A 15,370-nucleotide genomic window follows, 5' to 3' on the forward strand; every position below is an offset into this window, starting at 1 on the left:
GGAAGTCTCTTTCTGGAAAAGGGGAGGGCGCTGCGCAGGATCGCGGCAGCGCAAGGCGGTCAACGCTGGGGCGCGCGTGTCTCTGGCTTGACGAACAGCACCAGCACCGCGCCGATCACGAGCAGTGCGGCCAGCATGTGCAGGCCCGCGTCGGTGCTTTGGGTCGCATCCTTGATCACACCGATCAGGTAGGGTGCGGAAAAGCCCGAGAGGTTGCCGAAGGAGTTGATGAAGGCGATGCCTGCGGCTGCGGCCGCACCGCCGAGAAATGCCGTGGGCATGCCCCAGAAGATGGGCAGGGTGGCCATGATGCCCATGGTGGCCAGTGTGAGCCCGGCCATGGCCCACACGGCGTTGCCATGGAAGGCCACGCTCAGGATCAGTCCGGCCGCGCCCACCACCGCTGCAATCGCGCTGTGCCAGCGGTATTCGAGCCGCCGGTCCGCACTGCGCGCCGCCAGGTACATGGCCACCACGCCGAAGGACCAGGGGATGGCGCTGACCAGGCCGATGTCGAGTGCGCCCTTGATGCCCATGGCCTTGATGATGCTGGGCAGCCAGAACGAGATGCCGTACAGGCCCGAGACGAAGGCGAAGTACACCAGTGCCAGCAGCCAGACGCGCGGGTTGGCCAGGACGCTGAGGATCTTCGCCTCGGGCTTGCCGGCATCCTCGGCCGCGATCTCGCGGGCGATCAGCGCGCGCTCGGCCGGGGTGAGCCAGCGCGCGTCCTTCACGCGGTCGTCGAGGTAGCGCCACACCACCAGGCCCAGCGCCACGGTCGGCAGACCCTGCAGCAAAAACAGCCACTGCCACCCGGCCCAGCCGTTGATGCCGCCCATGCCCTGCAGAATCCAGCCCGAGATCGGCCCGCCCAGGATGCCCGCGAACGGGATGGCGGCCAGAAACAGCGAGGTGGCCTTGCCGCGGCGTGCTGCGGGGTACCAGTAGGTGAGGTACAGGATGATGCCGGGAAAGAATCCCGCCTCGGCCGCGCCGAGCAGGAAGCGGACCACGTAGAACGAGGTGGGCGAGCTGACGAACATGGTGCCCGCCGACAGCAGGCCCCAGGTGACCATGATGCGCGCGATCCAGCGGCGCGCGCCCACGCGGTGCAGCACCACGTTGCTGGGCACCTCGAAGAGGAAGTAACCGAGGAAGAAGATGCCGGCGCCCAGCCCGTAGACCGCTTCGCTGAACTGCAGGTCGCCCTGCATCTGCAGCTTGGCGAAGCCGACGTTCACGCGGTCCAGGTAGGCCACGATGTAGCACAGGAAGAGCAGTGGCAGCAGGCGCCAGCCGACCTTGCGGTAGGTCGCGTCGGCGGTGCTGTCGAACGGGCCCGCGTAGGGCTGCGTGATTGCGGGGGAACCCATGGCTGTCTCGCTTTCGTTGTTGGTGTGGCGAGATGGTTGCACCGGTGCCGGCTGCACCGCCGGGGGTTACTACGCAAAATTCATATGGATTGGCGAGCTTCGTATCTCTGAAAGAGATGGTCGCAAGGGCATCCCTGCACAGGGTCAGGCGGCAAACAGGGCGCGGTTTTCCCGAAACACATCGAGCAGGTGCAGCACCACGGCGCGGATCGGGCCCGCATGCCGGTCCTGTCCGCGGATCAGCACAAAGATCTCGCGCGCGGGCGGCAGCGGGCCCAGCGGGCACGGCTGCAGTTCGGGCACCTGCCGACCGATGTAGTGCGGCAGCAGCGCGATCCCCGCGCCGGCACGCGCGGCGGTCGCCTGCAGGACCTGGTTCTCCGCCCGGAAGGCCAGGCGCGCGCGCGGGAACTGCTGCACCAGCCAACTCGACTCCGGCATGCCCGAGTGCTGCTCGTCGAAGCTGATGAACACCGGTGGCAGGCCCTGTTCGACCTCCTCGCAGCGCTGGCGTGTGCCATAGAAGCCGAAAGCCATCTTGCCTGCGGGCTTGGCAATCAGGTCGCCGTCGCCGGGCCGGCCCAGGCGCACGGCAATGTCGGCCTGGCGCCGGTTCAGGCTGATGGAATGCAGGTCTGTCGCCAGGTCGATGTCCAGCCCCGGGTGAAGCGAGGTGAGCCTGGCCAGCTGCGCCGCCAGGAAGGCATGGGCCAGTGCCGGCGGTGCGTTGATGCGCACCAGCCCGCGCAGGTCCTCTCCCTCGCCGCGCTCGGCCCGGGTCAGCGTCTGCGCTGCCGCTTCCATGCTGGTGGCCGCCTGCAGTGCCACCTCGCCGGCCGGGGTCATCACATAGCCGTCGGGCCGGCGCTCCACCAGCTTTTCGCCCATGCTGTGCTCAAGCGACTGGATGCGCCGGGCGATGGTCGCGTGGTTCACCTGCAGCGCCCGGGCCGCGGCCGACAGGCTGCGGTAGCGCCCCAATGCCAGGAAGACGCGCACGTCCTGCCAGTCGACCTCTGTGCGTTTTCTATCAGCCATTGTGCGAGGATAACGGCTACCGCTCCAGGGGTGCCGTCCCCACTCTATGAACAGCTTAGGGAGAACCCTTCGCCATCCATCTGTCTGTATCGGCATTCCCAAGGAGCCATTCATGAGTGAGAAAAAAGTCGCCATCGTCACCGGCGCATCGCAAGGCATCGGTGCCGGCATCGCCGCCGCGTACCGCCGGCACGGCTACGCCGTGGTCGCCACCTCGCGCAGCATTAAGCCCTCCACGGACCCGGACGTCCTGTCCGTTGCGGGCGATGTGCGTGACCCATTGGCCGCTGCGTATCTGGTAGCGGCCGCGCTGGAGCGCTTCGGCCGCATCGACACGCTGGTCAACAATGCCGGCATCTTCCTGGGCAAGCCGTTCACCGACTACACCGGCGAAGAGTTTCGCAACGTGGTGGACATCAACCTGGCCGGCTTCTTCCACACCACGCAGGCCGTGCTGCCGCACATGCTGCGCCAGGGCCGCGGCCACATCGTGCAGATCACCACCACGCTGGTGCACCAGGCGATTGCCGGCGCGCCCTCGGGCCTGGCCCTGCTGACCAAGGGCGGGTTGGACGCGGTGACCCGCGGCCTTGCCATCGAGTACGCGCAGACCGGCGTGCGCGTGAACGCGGTGGCCCCCGGCATCATCAAGACGCCCATGCACGACCCGGCGGCGCACGGCGTTCTCGCCGGCATGCACCCCATGGGGCGCATGGGCGAGGTCTCCGAGGTGGCCGACGCCGTCATGTACCTGGAGAACGCTGCCTTCGTCACGGGCGAAACCCTCAACGTCGACGGCGGCCAGCACGCCGGCCGCTGGTAAGAGAGGGGACCCGTATGCCCTACGTCAACATCAAGGTCACGCGCGAGGGAACGGCGCCCGGCGCCAGCGCCACCACCCTGGAACAGAAGCGCGCCCTCATCCAGGGCGTCTCCGACCTGCTGTACGAGGTCATGGGCAAGCCCCACGACTCCACCTTCGTGGTCATCGACGAGGTCGATCTCGACAGTTGGGGCGTCGGCGGCCTGACCGTGCCCGAGTGGCGAGCGCGATCCAAGCCGCAACCGGGCTGACTCTGCGTGGCCGGCTCAGGGGCGGGTGCATGCGGCCTGGGCATGGCCGAGCAGCCAAGAAAAAACCCCAGGCAGCGTGAGCCACTTGGGGTTGCATCTTTGGCGCAGAGGGCGGAACGCTCGGCCCCGAGCGCAAAGAGCATGGCATCGGCCCTGCCTGCCGTGATCGCAAGGCCGAAAGCGCTTAGCGCAGTCCTGCGCAAGTACGTTGCGCCACGCCTTCCAGGATGGCACCCATTTCCCGGTCATCGAGCGGCCCCACGGCCTTTCTTTCATCGCTGTCCCAGTAGAAATGCCTGAAACCGACATAGCCGCCCATGCGATTCTTGGAATTCACTTCCCCGCACACCACGTCGACAAGCGGAGTGGTCTTCGAACCGCTCTTGCGTAGCTTCGACCCGGGCACGTCAAGGAACACCCGAAGGTTTCGAAACTGCACGCTGGAAGGGTCTATCAGGGTTTGCTCAAAGTAGGAGCGCATCGCCTGGTCCGCCTTTGCATGGCGCTCACCCTCATTGCCAGCACCAGCGCCCCCCTTTGCCGTGAATGCCTCGCCTTCCTGTTTCATCAGCCGTTCCTTCGCTTCGCGCTCACGCTGGAGCATGCGCCGATTGCTGTCGTCCAGCACCTTTTCCTGTCCATCTGCGCAGGGCATCTGCTGGTACTGCACCTTGCCGCCTACCGTGCATTTGAATGTGTCGGCAAACGCGGGTGTGGCAAACGCCATGCTGCAAACAGCAGCGGCCACCACGGCCGCTCTATCTAGGGCCTGTCGTGTAATTTCAAGCATTCTTGGACATCCCTCTCGATATGTTCCGGGCCATCTACTGGTCTTGTGTGGGGCCGGGGCGGCACTTGCCGCCTTGACGTCGCTACCCGCAAAGAATTATTCCATGACCATGCGTCCATGGAAGGTCCGGTCTCTGCGCAGCCAAGAAAAAACCCCAAGCAGCGTGAGCTACTTGGGGTTGTATCTTTGGCGGAGAGGGCGGGATTCGAACCCGCGGTGGGGATTAGCCCACACACGCTTTCCAGGCGTGCGACTTAAACCGCTCATCCACCTCTCCGAAGCCTTCGATTATAGCCACAGGTTTGGGCTGTTTTTGGAAGTTGGGGCAGGGTGGGCCAAAAAAACGCTGCATTGGCTGCCCGCCCCCTTCATCGGGTGGATGCCGTCATACGGTTCTTTGCGTCGTCTGCACCATCTTCATCGCCGAGCCGATCAGGGCCGAGACCTCGGTCATGTTGCTGGGCACGATGAGGGTGGTGGTGGCATCGGCGGCCACCTTGGCGTAGGCCTCCACGGCCTTTTCGGCGACCTTGAGCTGCACGGCCTGTTCGCCGCCGGGCTGGCGGATGGCGGCGGCCACGCGCTCGATGGCCTGGGCCGTGGCTTCGGCCACGGCCATGATGGCTGCTGCCTCGCCCTGGGCGTTGTTGATCTGGGCCTGCTTTTCACCTTCGGAGCGGGCGATGAAGGCCTCGCGCTCGCCGGTGGCGATGTTGATCTGCTCCTGGCGGCGGCCTTCGGAGGCGGCGATCAGCGCGCGCTTCTCGCGCTCGGCGGTGATCTGGGCCTGCATGGAGCGCAGGATTTCGGCCGGGGGCGTCAGGTCCTTGATCTCATAGCGCAGCACCTTCACGCCCCAGTTCAGGGCCGCCTCGTCGATGGCCTGGACCACCTGGGCGTTGATGATGTCGCGCTCCTCGAAGGTCTTGTCCAGCTCAAGCTTGCCGATCACCGAGCGCAGCGAGGTCTGGGCCAGTTGCGTCACGGCCATGATGTAGTTGGACGAGCCGTAGCTGGCGCGCATGGGGTCGGTCACCTGGAAGTACAGGATGCCGTCCACCTGCAACTGCGTGTTGTCGCGCGTGATGCAGACCTGGCTGGGCACGTCGAGCGGGATTTCCTTCAAGCTGTGCTTGTAGGCGACCTTGTCGATGAACGGGATGATGAGCTTGAGCCCGGGCGCCAGCGTGCTGTGGTACTTGCCCAGCCGCTCCACCACCCAGGCGTTCTGCTGGGGCACCTGCTTGAAGCTGCGGATGATGAACACCGCCACGATGACGATGATGACGAGTGCGATGTAGGTTTTGTCCATGGACGACTTTCAGTGTTCTTGCACGTACGGTGGGGTTACATGGGGTCGACCAGCAGGCGGTTGCCCACCAGCTCGGCGACCCGGTGCATGCCGGTGGAGGGCGTGACGCCCGGGCGGTGGATGGCCGTCCACATGGCGCCGCGGTATTTCACGGTGGTGGTGCCGTCGGGGTTCCAGCCCTCGATGAGGATGGTTTCACCCACGTCCATGTTCACGCTGCGGTCTGCGCGCGGTGATGGGTCGCCCGGGCGCTTGCGCCTGGCAAAGTGCCAGGCCACCACGGCCCCGCCGCCGACCAGGGCCGCAACGACGATCTGCAAAGCCGAAGACAGGCCCATGTGCGCGGCCAGGGCCGCCGCAACCAGGCCCACGGCCATCATGAGCAGGTAAAACGTGCCCGTGAGCATTTCTGCCACCACGACGATCCCTGCCGCCAGCCACCAGATGGTGGATTCCTCCATGTGTACCTCCTCCTGTGTTGTGTGTTCTTCCGATTCTGAACAGCCCGTATGTCTGTTCTTAATCCACCACATTCTGGGTCAAAAGAACCCCAGGTCAAAGGCCTGACTTCGTTATTCCTTACACTTCGCGCCTATTTCGTTTTTTGGCCGGCAGGGCACGGTTTCACGGAGGCTGCGCATGAAGTTTCGTTTTCCCATCATCATCATCGACGAGGACTATCGTTCCGAGAACACCTCGGGCCTGGGCATTCGCGCCCTGGCGCAGGCCATCGAGGCCGAGGGTTTCGAGGTGGTGGGCGTCACCAGCTACGGTGATCTGTCGCAGTTCGCGCAGCAGCAAAGCCGCGCCAGTGCGTTCATCCTGTCCATCGACGACGAGGAGTTCACCGTGGGCGAGGGGCTTGACCCCATCGTGCTGAGCCTGCGCAACTTCATCGGCGAAGTGCGTCGCAAGAACACCGAAGTGCCGATCTACGTGCACGGCGAGACCAAGACCAGCCGCCACCTGCCCAACGACATCCTGCGCGAGCTGCACGGATTCATCCACATGTTCGAGGACACCCCCGAATTCGTGGCGCGCCACATCATCCGCGAAGCCAAGAGCTACCTGGAGAGTGTGCAGCCGCCGTTCTTCAAGGCGCTGCTCGACTATGCCGAAGACGGCTCGTACAGCTGGCACTGCCCAGGGCACTCGGGTGGCGTCGCCTTCCTGAAAAGCCCGGTGGGCCAGATGTACCACCAGTTCTACGGCGAGAACATGCTGCGCGCCGACGTGTGCAATGCCGTGGAAGAACTGGGCCAGTTGCTGGACCACAACGGCGCCATCGGCGAGAGCGAGCGCAATGCCGCGCGCATCTTCAATGCCGACCACTGCTTCTTCGTGACCAATGGCACCAGCACCTCCAACAAGATGGTCTGGCACCACACCGTGGCCCCGGGCGACGTGGTGGTGGTGGACCGCAACTGCCACAAGTCCATCCTGCACAGCATCATCATGACCGGGGCCATCCCGGTGTTCATGAAGCCCACGCGCAACCACTTCGGCATCATCGGCCCGATCCCGCAAAGCGAGTTCGAGCCCGAGGCCATCCAGGCCAAGATCCGCGCCAACCCGCTGCTCAAGGGCGTGGACGCCAAGAAGGTCAAGCCGCGCGTGCTCACGCTCACGCAATCCACCTACGACGGCGTGCTCTACAACACCGAAACCATCAAGGGCATGCTCGATGGCTACGTGGACAACCTGCACTTCGACGAGGCCTGGCTGCCGCACGCCGCCTTCCACCCCTTCTATGGCACCTACCACGCCATGGGCAAGAAGCGCACGCGCCCCAAGCACTCGGTTACCTACGCCACGCAGTCCATCCACAAGCTGCTGGCCGGCATCAGCCAGGCCAGCCACGTGCTGGTGCAGGACTCGCAGACCACCAAGCTGGACCGCCACCTCTTCAACGAGGCCTACCTGATGCACACCAGCACCAGCCCGCAGTACAGCATCATCGCCAGCTGCGACGTGGCCGCCGCGATGATGGAGCCGCCCGGCGGCACCGCGCTGGTGGAAGAGAGCATTCTGGAGGCGCTCGATTTCCGCCGCGCCATGCGCCAGATCGAGAACGATTTTGGCAAGAACGACTGGTGGTTCAAGGTCTGGGGCCCCGACAAGCTCGTGGAAGAAGGCATGGGCCGTGCGGAAGACTGGATCATCCGCAGCGACGCCAAGGGCAAGAAGGCCGGCACCAAGTGGCACGGCTTCGGCCAGTTGGCCGACGGCTTCAACATGCTGGACCCGATCAAGTCCACCATTGTCACGCCAGGCCTGAACCTGGACGGCAAGTTCGACAAGAAGGGCATTCCTGCGTCCATCGTTACCAAGTACCTGGCCGAGCACGGCGTGGTGGTCGAAAAGACGGGCCTGTACAGCTTCTTCGTGATGTTCACCATCGGCATCACCAAGGGCCGCTGGAACACGCTGCTCACCGCGCTGCAGCAGTTCAAGGACGACTACGAGAAGAACCAGCCCATGTGGCGCATCCTTCCCGAGTTCTGCCAGCAGCACAAGCGCTACGAGCGCATGGGCCTGCAGGACCTGTGCCAGCACGTTCACGAGATGTACGCCAAGTACGACATCGCGCGCCTGACGACCGAGATGTACCTGTCGGACCTCACGCCCGCCATGAAGCCCTCGGATGCGTACGCGCACATCGCGCACCGCAAGACCGAGCGCGTGGAGATCGACCAGCTCGAAGGCCGCATCACCGTGGGCCTGGTCACGCCGTACCCACCGGGCATTCCGCTGCTGATCCCCGGTGAGGTGTTCAACAAGAAGATCGTGGACTACCTCAAGTTCGCTCGCGAGTTCGCCAAGCTGTGCCCGGGCTTCGAGACCGACATCCACGGCCTGGTCGAGGTGGAGGACGAGAACGGCCATGTGCGCTACTACGCCGACTGCGTGGCCGAGGAAGTGCCCGCCAAGCCGACCAAGAAAAATCCGAAGCCGCTGGCAACCGAGAAGAACCTGGTGCAGGTGGGATCGGACGGGCCCTTCGGTCGCACGATCTGAGTCTGGACGAACAGCGGAGCCCAGCGAAAACCTGGGCCCCGCATGACCCGATCAATCGCCCCCGGCCAGTGCCGCAGGGCGATTTTTTTTGTTATTTGCAGTCATTTTTCCCGGGCTTGCATCCGATGCCGTGCGAGTGCCGTATTGATTGACAGCCGCGTGGCATTCCTCATGCGGTCACAGACAGTTCATCAATCGACTCCAGGAGATTTCCATGACCGCCATTCGTTTCAATGCCCGCCTCGCCGCCATCGGCCTCGCCGCTGCCCTGGTCGCTGCCGCCGCCGTTCCTGCCATGGCCGCCGACGTGATGGTGGGCGGTGCCCCCATGCTGGCCAGCAAGGACATCATCGACAACGCCGTGAACTCCAAGGACCACACCACGCTGGTGGCTGCGGTCAAGGCCGCGGGCCTGGTCGACACGCTCAAGGGCCCAGGCCCGTTCACCGTCTTCGCACCCACCAACGCTGCATTCGCGGCCCTGCCAGCCGGCACCGTGGACACGCTGCTCAAGCCCGAGAACAAGGCCACGCTGACCACCGTGCTGACCTACCACGTGGTGGCCGGCAAGTGGGATGCGGCGGCCTTGTCGAAGATGATTGCCGATGGCAAGGGCATGGCCAGCATCAAGACGGTGGCCGGCGGCACGCTCACGGCCAAGGCCAGTGGCAAGACCATCATGCTGACCGATGAAAAGGGAGGTATGGCGAATGTGACGATTGCGGATGTGTACCAGTCCAATGGGGTGATTCACGTGGTGGACAAGGTGCTGTTGCCCAAGTAATCACTGTCGGTAGGTGCTTAAGAGTGGTCGCGGCCTTTGGGGTTTTGCGGCCATTTTTTTGGGGGGTCTGATTGTTTTGCTGGCTGCGTGCTTTGGTTGAGTGCGGAGGCCGGGATGTGCGCCCGGCGGCGCAGTAACTTTCTCTTGGCCGCCAAGAGAAAGTCACCAAAGAGAAGGCGGCCCCCAGTCTGCGTCCCCCATCGCCCTGTCGGGCGATGGGGGCAACCTGCGATGCTCGGACCTGGGGTGGTGCCGATGAACTCGCTGCGTTCTTCGAACTCCGCTCAAACAGCATCGGCAAGCTAGATCACGAAGTGCGTGTGTCCTTCGGCACACGCACCCACCCCAGCCCCTGCGCTTCTCGGCGCAGCCAGAAGGGGTGGGGAGCGGGGTCACAGACGGCTGCTGCTTCGCAGCTGCGCCGGGTGTCGGTTACGCGCTGCGCGCTGCCGACGGGCGGCGCAGCCGCCCTGGCGAGCCGAGCGCAGCGAAGGACCACAGGCCGAGCGAAGCAATGGCCCGAGTGGAGCCCGCTCCCACCCCCTTCTGACCGTGCCGAGAAGCGCAGGGCCTGGGGTGAGCGCGTGCCGAAGGACACGCGCCTCGTCATCTGGCTCGCCGAAGCTGTTTGACCGCAGCTGCCTCGCAGAGGCAGCGCAGGGAGTTCTTCGGCGTCACCCCAGGTCCGAGCATCGCAGGCTGCCCCCTCGCCCCCGGGCGAGGGGGACACGGGCAGCGGGGTCGCCTTTCTTTGGGGTACGTTTCTTTGGCGACGCAAAGAAAGGTACCTCGGCCGCCGGGCCGAGACCCGGCCTCCGCCCTCAACAAAGGCAAACAGCAACCATCACCACAAACCCATCAAGCCTTCACAGGCGGAATCCGATAGTGGTACCCATAAACCTCCACAAACCCCAGCCCCGCATACAAGCTCCGAGCCACCCCATTGACCGCCCGCACCTGCAGATAAGCCGACCCAGCCCCCACATCGCACCCCCACTGCAGCAGCGCGCGCACCAGAACACTGCCATGCCCCCGCCCGCGCAGGGCAGGATCCACCACGATGTCATAGAGCCCGATGGCCCCGCGCTCCAGCACCGCCAGCCCGAAGCCGATGGTTTGGCCCGCGCCATCGCGCAGGCTGGCAAACGCACAGGGCAGGGCGATCGCATGCACCATGGCGTGGTGGATCGCATGGTTCTTCACCTGCACGCCATTGGCCGCCGCGAAGCCATCGAGCCATGCTGCCGTGGGGACCGTGTCGATCTGCACGCCGGCATGGGCCTGCGCCGCACCCAACCCGGTGGTTGCCATGACCAAAGAGGGATCGAAGTGCGCGTAGCCGGCGTCGGCCAGTTCCTGGTCGGCATCCGGGTGGGCCAGGGGCGAGATGCGGAACACCGGCGGCAATCCGTGGCGTGCGTACAGCGCCTCGGCCGCAGCGCGCACGCCGCTGAAGGACGCGCCGGCCTCGATGGCATTCACCGAATTGGCGCGCTTGGTGAAGCCGCCCGACAGGCGAAACACCCAGCCGCCCTGCAGCGCGCTCTGGCGCGCGGGCCAGGCATTGAAGGCGCGCTCTTCGAGGGCGCGGATGGTCTCGGGGCCAACCGACGTGGACTGGGCCGCGTTGGCCAGGGGCATTGCGAGGGACATGCCCATTTATACCAACCGCAGGCGACCGCGCTATGACCCGAGCCGGATGCCGACGATGCCCGCAAACACCAGCCCCGCCGCCACGATGCGACCCGGCCCCACGCGCTCCTTGAGCAGCCAGGCCGAGACCAGCGCCACCAGCAGCACGCTGGTCTCGCGCAGGGCAGATACCTGGCCCATGGGGGCACGGGCCAGGGCCCATACGGCGGTCCAGTAGGCACCCATCTGCATGGTGCCGGCGGCAGCGCACAGCCAGAGGGCACGGCGCTCCACCGTGAAGGCGCGCCGACCCTTCCACCCCAGCACGATGAGGGCCGTGGCAATGCCGTCGCCCAGCGTGATCAGCACCGCGAAACCAATCGCCGTGCCGGACTGCCGCGCGCCAAGCGCGTCCACCACGGTGTAGGCCGCGATCAGCGCGCCGGTGAGCAGCGCGTAGCCCACCGCCTTGCGGCTGTGGTTGCCGCTACCAGCCTGGGTTTTGAGCAATGCCAGCGAGAGCACCCCGGCGCACAGGCACAGCACGCCCACCAAGGCGCCAGGCCCGGGCGACTCGCCAGCGAACAGTGCCCCTCCAAGCATCACCATCACCGGCGCAGAGCCGCGCGCGATGGGGTACACCTGCCCCAGGTCGCCATGGTTGTAGGCGAGGGGCAGCGCAAAGTGGTAGGCGGTGTGGATGGCGATGGACGCACCCAGCAGCAGCCAGCTCTCGGGCCTGGGCCAGGCCACCCAGGGCAGCACGAGCAGCGACAGCGCACTGCCGATCAGCGTGGTGATGGCCATGGCGGTGATCCGGTCGCCGCCGATCTTGATGGCGCTGTTCCAGCCGGCATTGAGGACTGCGGAGAGCAGGACGATGAAAAAAACGTCGTTGGTGATCATGGGAGGGATGGTGTTTTCCCTCCAGACATCTGTAAAGTTGAATTCAATGACTGCTGAATTCAGGATTTCTGATGCGTAACCTCAATCTGGACCAGGTGCAGACACTCATCGCCATTGCCGATCTGGGCACGCTGGCTGCGGCCGCGCAGGCGCTGCACCTGGCGCCGCCCACCGTGAGCCTGCACATCAGCGAGCTGGAGTCGCGCCTGGGTGCCACGCTGGTGGTGCGCGGGCGCCGCCACGCCAGCCTGACGCCGGCGGGCGAGGCCCTGGTGGCCGGAGGGCGCCGTCTGCTGGCCGGGGTGGACGAGGTGGTCGAGCAGGTGCGCCGCCGCGCCCAGGGCCTCGAAGGCCTGGTGCGCCTGGGCACGACGGCGGGCGTCAGCGCGCACCTGCTGCCGCGCCTGGTGGACACGCTGGCGCGCCAAAGCCCGGGCGTGGACGTGCGGCTCGACGTGCTCGGCTCTGCCGAGGCCATGGCGCGCCTGGCGGCAGGCACGCTGGACCTGGCCATCGTCGCCATGCCGCAGGCCGCCACCGGCCAGGTGCAGGTGGTGCCTTGGCGCAGCGACCCCATGGTGGCGCTGCTGCCGCCGGGCTGGAAGGCGCCCCGGCGCATCACCGGAGAATGGCTGGCCGGGCACCCCTGGATGTCGTTCGGCCCGGCCACGCAGATGTACCGCCTGATCGCAGCCTGGTTTGCCCAGGCCGGGCTGCATGCGCGCCCGCGCATGGAGCTCAACCACCCGCTGGCGTTGCGCAGCCTGGTGGCGGCCGGGCAGGGGGTGGCCCTGCTGCCGCTGGAGCAGCCCGGGGTGCGTGGTGGTGGCGACCCCGACAACGCCGGCCTGCAGGTACGCCCTCTGCACCCGCCGCTGCTGCGCGAACTGGGTCTGGCCTACCGCACGGACCAGGCACATGGCGCAGCCACGCGCGCGGTCCTGGATGCTCTGCAGAGCCTTGCGTAGACAGGACGCCGCCTGCGGATCATCGGCCTTAGAGGTGCTTGAAGAAGAACGTGGTGCCGCAAAAGGCCCCATCGGGCATCAGCGCATAGCGCGGCACCTCGCCCACGCGCTGCCAGCCCGCGCGCTCGTACAGGCGCTCGGCATCGCCGCCGGTCACGGTGTCCAGCACCAGCACGCTCTTGCCTTCGCTGCGCGCCGCATCGTCGAGCGCGGCCATCAGGCGCTGGGCCACGCCCTGGCGCCGGGACTTGCGGTGCACCAGCATCTTGGCCACGTCGGCGCGGTGGGGCTGGTTGTCGGGCATGGCGGTGATGAGCTGCACGGTGCCCACGATGCCCTCTACCGCATCCTCGGCCACCAGCAGCACGCGCTCATTGCGCGCCACACCGTCGGCCACGCCGCGCCAGAAGGCCAGGGCCTTGTCGTGCGGCAGCGGGTCCATGAAGCTCACCGAAGCGCCGCCGTGTACGCAGTCGATCAGCACCTCGGCCAGGGCCTGGGCGCTGGCGGCGGCTTCGTTGGCGCCCAGGCGGCGCACGGTGATGGTGGTAGTGGTGTCGGCGGCGGCATTCATGGGTTTCTCCGGGTAGGGATGGGTGGTGGGGGCAGGGTGGCCAGCGCCACCAGGTAGCGCGCGTCCTGCGGCGTGGGGTTGTGGAACACGATGGGCTGGTTCAGGCGCATGGCCAGGCAGTCGCCGGCCTGGAGGTGCCAGGTGGTCTCGCCGACGCTGAGGTCCATGGCGCCTTCGATCAGCCAGACCTGCTGGTGGATGTCGGCGTCATGCACGGCCGAATCCAGCGCCACGCGCCGGCCCGCAGGGAACACCACCTCCACCAGTTGCAGCGGCGAGGGTGCCGGCGGCGAGAGCCGGCGCCGCACATAGCCCGAGGCCGGGTCCTGCCACAGGGGCTGGTCGGCCGCGCGGATCAGGGGCGCGGGCGGCTCGGCCGCCTGGGCGCTGGCATCATCGAAGAACGAAGCCAATGCCACGCCCAGGCCAATGGCCAGCTTGTCGAGCACGGCTGCCGTGGGGCTGCTCTGGCCGCGCTCGATCAGCGAGATGTTGGAGCGACTTACGCCGCTGCGCTCGGCCAGTGCTTCGAGGGAGTAGCCGCGTGCGTCGCGCAATTCGCGCAAACGCTGGGCAATGCGGGTGTGGATGTCCATGTTTCCAGTTTAATGGATATTTAATCCATTATGTTGGAATGGTGTGTGCACATCCCATGGCCTCGCTGAGCGGCGATACTTGGCAACGAGAACATCCAGGATTGAAGGAGACACCGTGACGACGACGCTGCCATTCCAACCGCTCGATGCCGACCTGCTGGCCCGTGCCTTGCCCCTGCTCGACGAGGAGTGGCTGGCCCGCGACGCCGACCTGGCCCCCGTGCTGCCCACCGTGCTGGCGCGCAACGTGGGGCAGGACTGGCACAAGGCCGGCACCTTCCGCCACCACCTGGTGGGCGTGGCGCGGTCGCTGGCCATGTGGCAGCAGCCGCAGGACGTGCGTCTGCTGGGCCTCTTGCACAGCGTGTACGGCAATGCCTTCGTGGACCTGGTGAAGTTCGACCCCGCCAAGGAGCGGGCCCGCGTGCGCGAAATTGCCGGCGAATCGGCAGAGCATCTGGTCTACCTGTTCTGCACCCAGTCGCGCACGCAGTTCGTGCAGCGCGTGCTGGCCGGCGCGCTGGAGGCCGATGGCAGCCTGGTGCTGGAGAAGGACGGCCAGCCCCACGTGCTTACGCCCTACGAGGTGGCGGCCTTCACCATCGTGAGCATGGCCGACACCATCGAGCAGTGGTTCAGCTGGCAGGACGACATCTACTCGCGCTTTCCCACCGTGCAGCAGCGCCCGCAGGCCGTGCATTGGGCCGCCGCGCTGTGGCCCGGCCCCATGCGGCCCAGTGGCCGCATGGTGAGCCAGATCAATGCGCTGGGCCTGGCGCTGCAGCACCCGGGCCTGAGGGGCCTACTGCCTACGCCGCCCGTATTCAACGGCTGCACCGCCGCACTGTCGGCGGCCGACGAGGCGGCCGCCACCTCGCTGTACTGGTCGGTGATCCAGCAGGACCAGCCCCTGGCCGACCTCGACGTGGCCACCGCCGTGCTGGAGAGCGCCGTGCGCCACAACCCCTGGGTGGGTGAGCCGCAGATGGTGCTGGCCCAGCTGTACCTGTCCGCCGGCCGCAATGCCGACGCTGCCGCCGCGGCCTCCGGCGCGCTGCAGCAGTTCAGCGCCTGGGGCAATTCCTGGGACAAGCGCGTGCAGTGGGATGCCTGGGTGGCGTGGACACGCATCCTGCAGCAGTCGGCCACCGAGGGCAACTGGCCCGAGCGGCTGGACAAGCTCAACAACGTGGCGCTGCGCGGTTGACGCTTGCTTGACTTCTTTATATCAATTGAATCTAAGGTAATTAAAAGTTATTCTTTTGAGTTTTAAAGGGCAAACCCTATAGTGGAAACATCCCA

General features: G+C 66.1%; 15 protein-coding genes and 1 tRNA gene. 6 read left to right on the plus strand and 10 right to left on the minus strand.

Annotated features, from left to right (window positions below):
- Window positions 1–59: 59 nt before the first annotated feature.
- Both AC0IZS_RS25250 and AC0IZS_RS25255 read right to left on the minus strand, forming a co-directional pair.
- Entirely contained in the window at window positions 60–1,376 is a 1,317-nt protein-coding gene (locus AC0IZS_RS25250; protein ID WP_471638182.1) for an MFS transporter, read from the minus strand.
- Between the two features lie 144 nt (window positions 1,377–1,520).
- Window positions 1,521–2,414, minus strand: coding sequence for a LysR family transcriptional regulator (locus tag AC0IZS_RS25255; protein WP_471638183.1), 894 nt, complete (start codon window positions 2,412–2,414; stop codon window positions 1,521–1,523).
- Window positions 2,415–2,526: 112 nt separating this feature from the next.
- On the opposite strand from AC0IZS_RS25255, the gene AC0IZS_RS25260 reads away from it, so the two are divergent.
- Together AC0IZS_RS25260 and AC0IZS_RS25265 are read left to right on the plus strand one after the other, a co-directional pair.
- Complete coding sequence (locus AC0IZS_RS25260; protein ID WP_471638184.1) at window positions 2,527–3,237, plus strand: SDR family NAD(P)-dependent oxidoreductase; 711 nt, start codon at window positions 2,527–2,529, stop codon at window positions 3,235–3,237.
- A gap of 14 nt (window positions 3,238–3,251) precedes the next feature.
- Window positions 3,252–3,488 carry a tautomerase family protein gene (locus AC0IZS_RS25265; protein WP_471638185.1) on the plus strand — a complete coding sequence of 79 codons (237 nt, stop codon included), beginning with the start codon at window positions 3,252–3,254 and terminating at the stop codon, window positions 3,486–3,488.
- Between the two features lie 184 nt (window positions 3,489–3,672).
- On the opposite strand, the gene AC0IZS_RS25270 is transcribed toward AC0IZS_RS25265, so the two are convergent.
- From AC0IZS_RS25270 to AC0IZS_RS25285, 4 genes are all read right to left on the minus strand, one after another.
- Complete coding sequence (locus tag AC0IZS_RS25270) at window positions 3,673–4,278, minus strand: hypothetical protein (protein WP_471638186.1); 606 nt, start codon at window positions 4,276–4,278, stop codon at window positions 3,673–3,675.
- A 187-nt stretch (window positions 4,279–4,465) separates the two neighbouring features.
- Window positions 4,466–4,555, minus strand: a tRNA-Ser gene (locus tag AC0IZS_RS25275).
- 108 nt (window positions 4,556–4,663) lie between these two features.
- Window positions 4,664–5,590, minus strand: a complete 927-nt coding sequence (locus tag AC0IZS_RS25280; protein ID WP_471638187.1) for an SPFH domain-containing protein — start codon at window positions 5,588–5,590, stop codon at window positions 4,664–4,666.
- Between the two features lie 35 nt (window positions 5,591–5,625).
- Window positions 5,626–6,051: an NfeD family protein gene (locus AC0IZS_RS25285; RefSeq protein ID WP_471638188.1), complete on the minus strand. Its 426-nt coding sequence runs from the start codon at window positions 6,049–6,051 to the stop codon at window positions 5,626–5,628.
- Window positions 6,052–6,229: 178 nt separating this feature from the next.
- On the opposite strand from AC0IZS_RS25285, the gene AC0IZS_RS25290 reads away from it, so the two are divergent.
- Together AC0IZS_RS25290 and AC0IZS_RS25295 are read left to right on the plus strand one after the other, a co-directional pair.
- Complete coding sequence (locus tag AC0IZS_RS25290) at window positions 6,230–8,608, plus strand: Orn/Lys/Arg family decarboxylase (protein WP_471638189.1); 2,379 nt, start codon at window positions 6,230–6,232, stop codon at window positions 8,606–8,608.
- Window positions 8,609–8,822: 214 nt separating this feature from the next.
- Window positions 8,823–9,392, plus strand: a complete 570-nt coding sequence (locus tag AC0IZS_RS25295) for a fasciclin domain-containing protein (protein WP_471638190.1) — start codon at window positions 8,823–8,825, stop codon at window positions 9,390–9,392.
- An 858-nt stretch (window positions 9,393–10,250) separates the two neighbouring features.
- Here AC0IZS_RS25295 and AC0IZS_RS25300 read toward each other — a convergent pair.
- Entirely contained in the window at window positions 10,251–11,045 is a 795-nt protein-coding gene (locus AC0IZS_RS25300) for a GNAT family N-acetyltransferase (RefSeq protein ID WP_471638191.1), read from the minus strand.
- A gap of 30 nt (window positions 11,046–11,075) precedes the next feature.
- Entirely contained in the window at window positions 11,076–11,930 is an 855-nt protein-coding gene (locus AC0IZS_RS25305) for a DMT family transporter (RefSeq protein WP_471638192.1), read from the minus strand.
- 71 nt (window positions 11,931–12,001) lie between these two features.
- Between AC0IZS_RS25305 and AC0IZS_RS25310 the strand changes: the two genes are divergently transcribed.
- On the plus strand, window positions 12,002–12,898 hold the full coding sequence (locus tag AC0IZS_RS25310; RefSeq protein ID WP_471638193.1) for a LysR family transcriptional regulator: 897 nt from the start codon (window positions 12,002–12,004) through the stop codon (window positions 12,896–12,898).
- A 28-nt stretch (window positions 12,899–12,926) separates the two neighbouring features.
- On the opposite strand, the gene AC0IZS_RS25315 is transcribed toward AC0IZS_RS25310, so the two are convergent.
- Both AC0IZS_RS25315 and AC0IZS_RS25320 read right to left on the minus strand, forming a co-directional pair.
- Window positions 12,927–13,472: a GNAT family N-acetyltransferase gene (locus AC0IZS_RS25315; protein WP_471638194.1), complete on the minus strand. Its 546-nt coding sequence runs from the start codon at window positions 13,470–13,472 to the stop codon at window positions 12,927–12,929.
- The gene (locus AC0IZS_RS25320; RefSeq protein WP_471638195.1) at window positions 13,469–14,068 is read right to left on the minus strand and encodes a helix-turn-helix domain-containing protein; all 600 of its coding nucleotides are present in this window, start codon (window positions 14,066–14,068) and stop codon (window positions 13,469–13,471) included. Before AC0IZS_RS25320 ends, AC0IZS_RS25315 begins: the two co-directional genes overlap by 4 nt.
- Window positions 14,069–14,183: 115 nt before the next feature.
- On the opposite strand from AC0IZS_RS25320, the gene AC0IZS_RS25325 reads away from it, so the two are divergent.
- A complete protein-coding gene (locus tag AC0IZS_RS25325) occupies window positions 14,184–15,275 on the plus strand; it encodes a DUF6817 domain-containing protein (RefSeq protein WP_471638196.1) in 1,092 nt (363 codons plus the stop codon).
- Window positions 15,276–15,370: the final 95 nt, after the last annotated feature.

The sequence above is a fragment of the Acidovorax sp. AC410 genome, assembly GCF_979253235.1.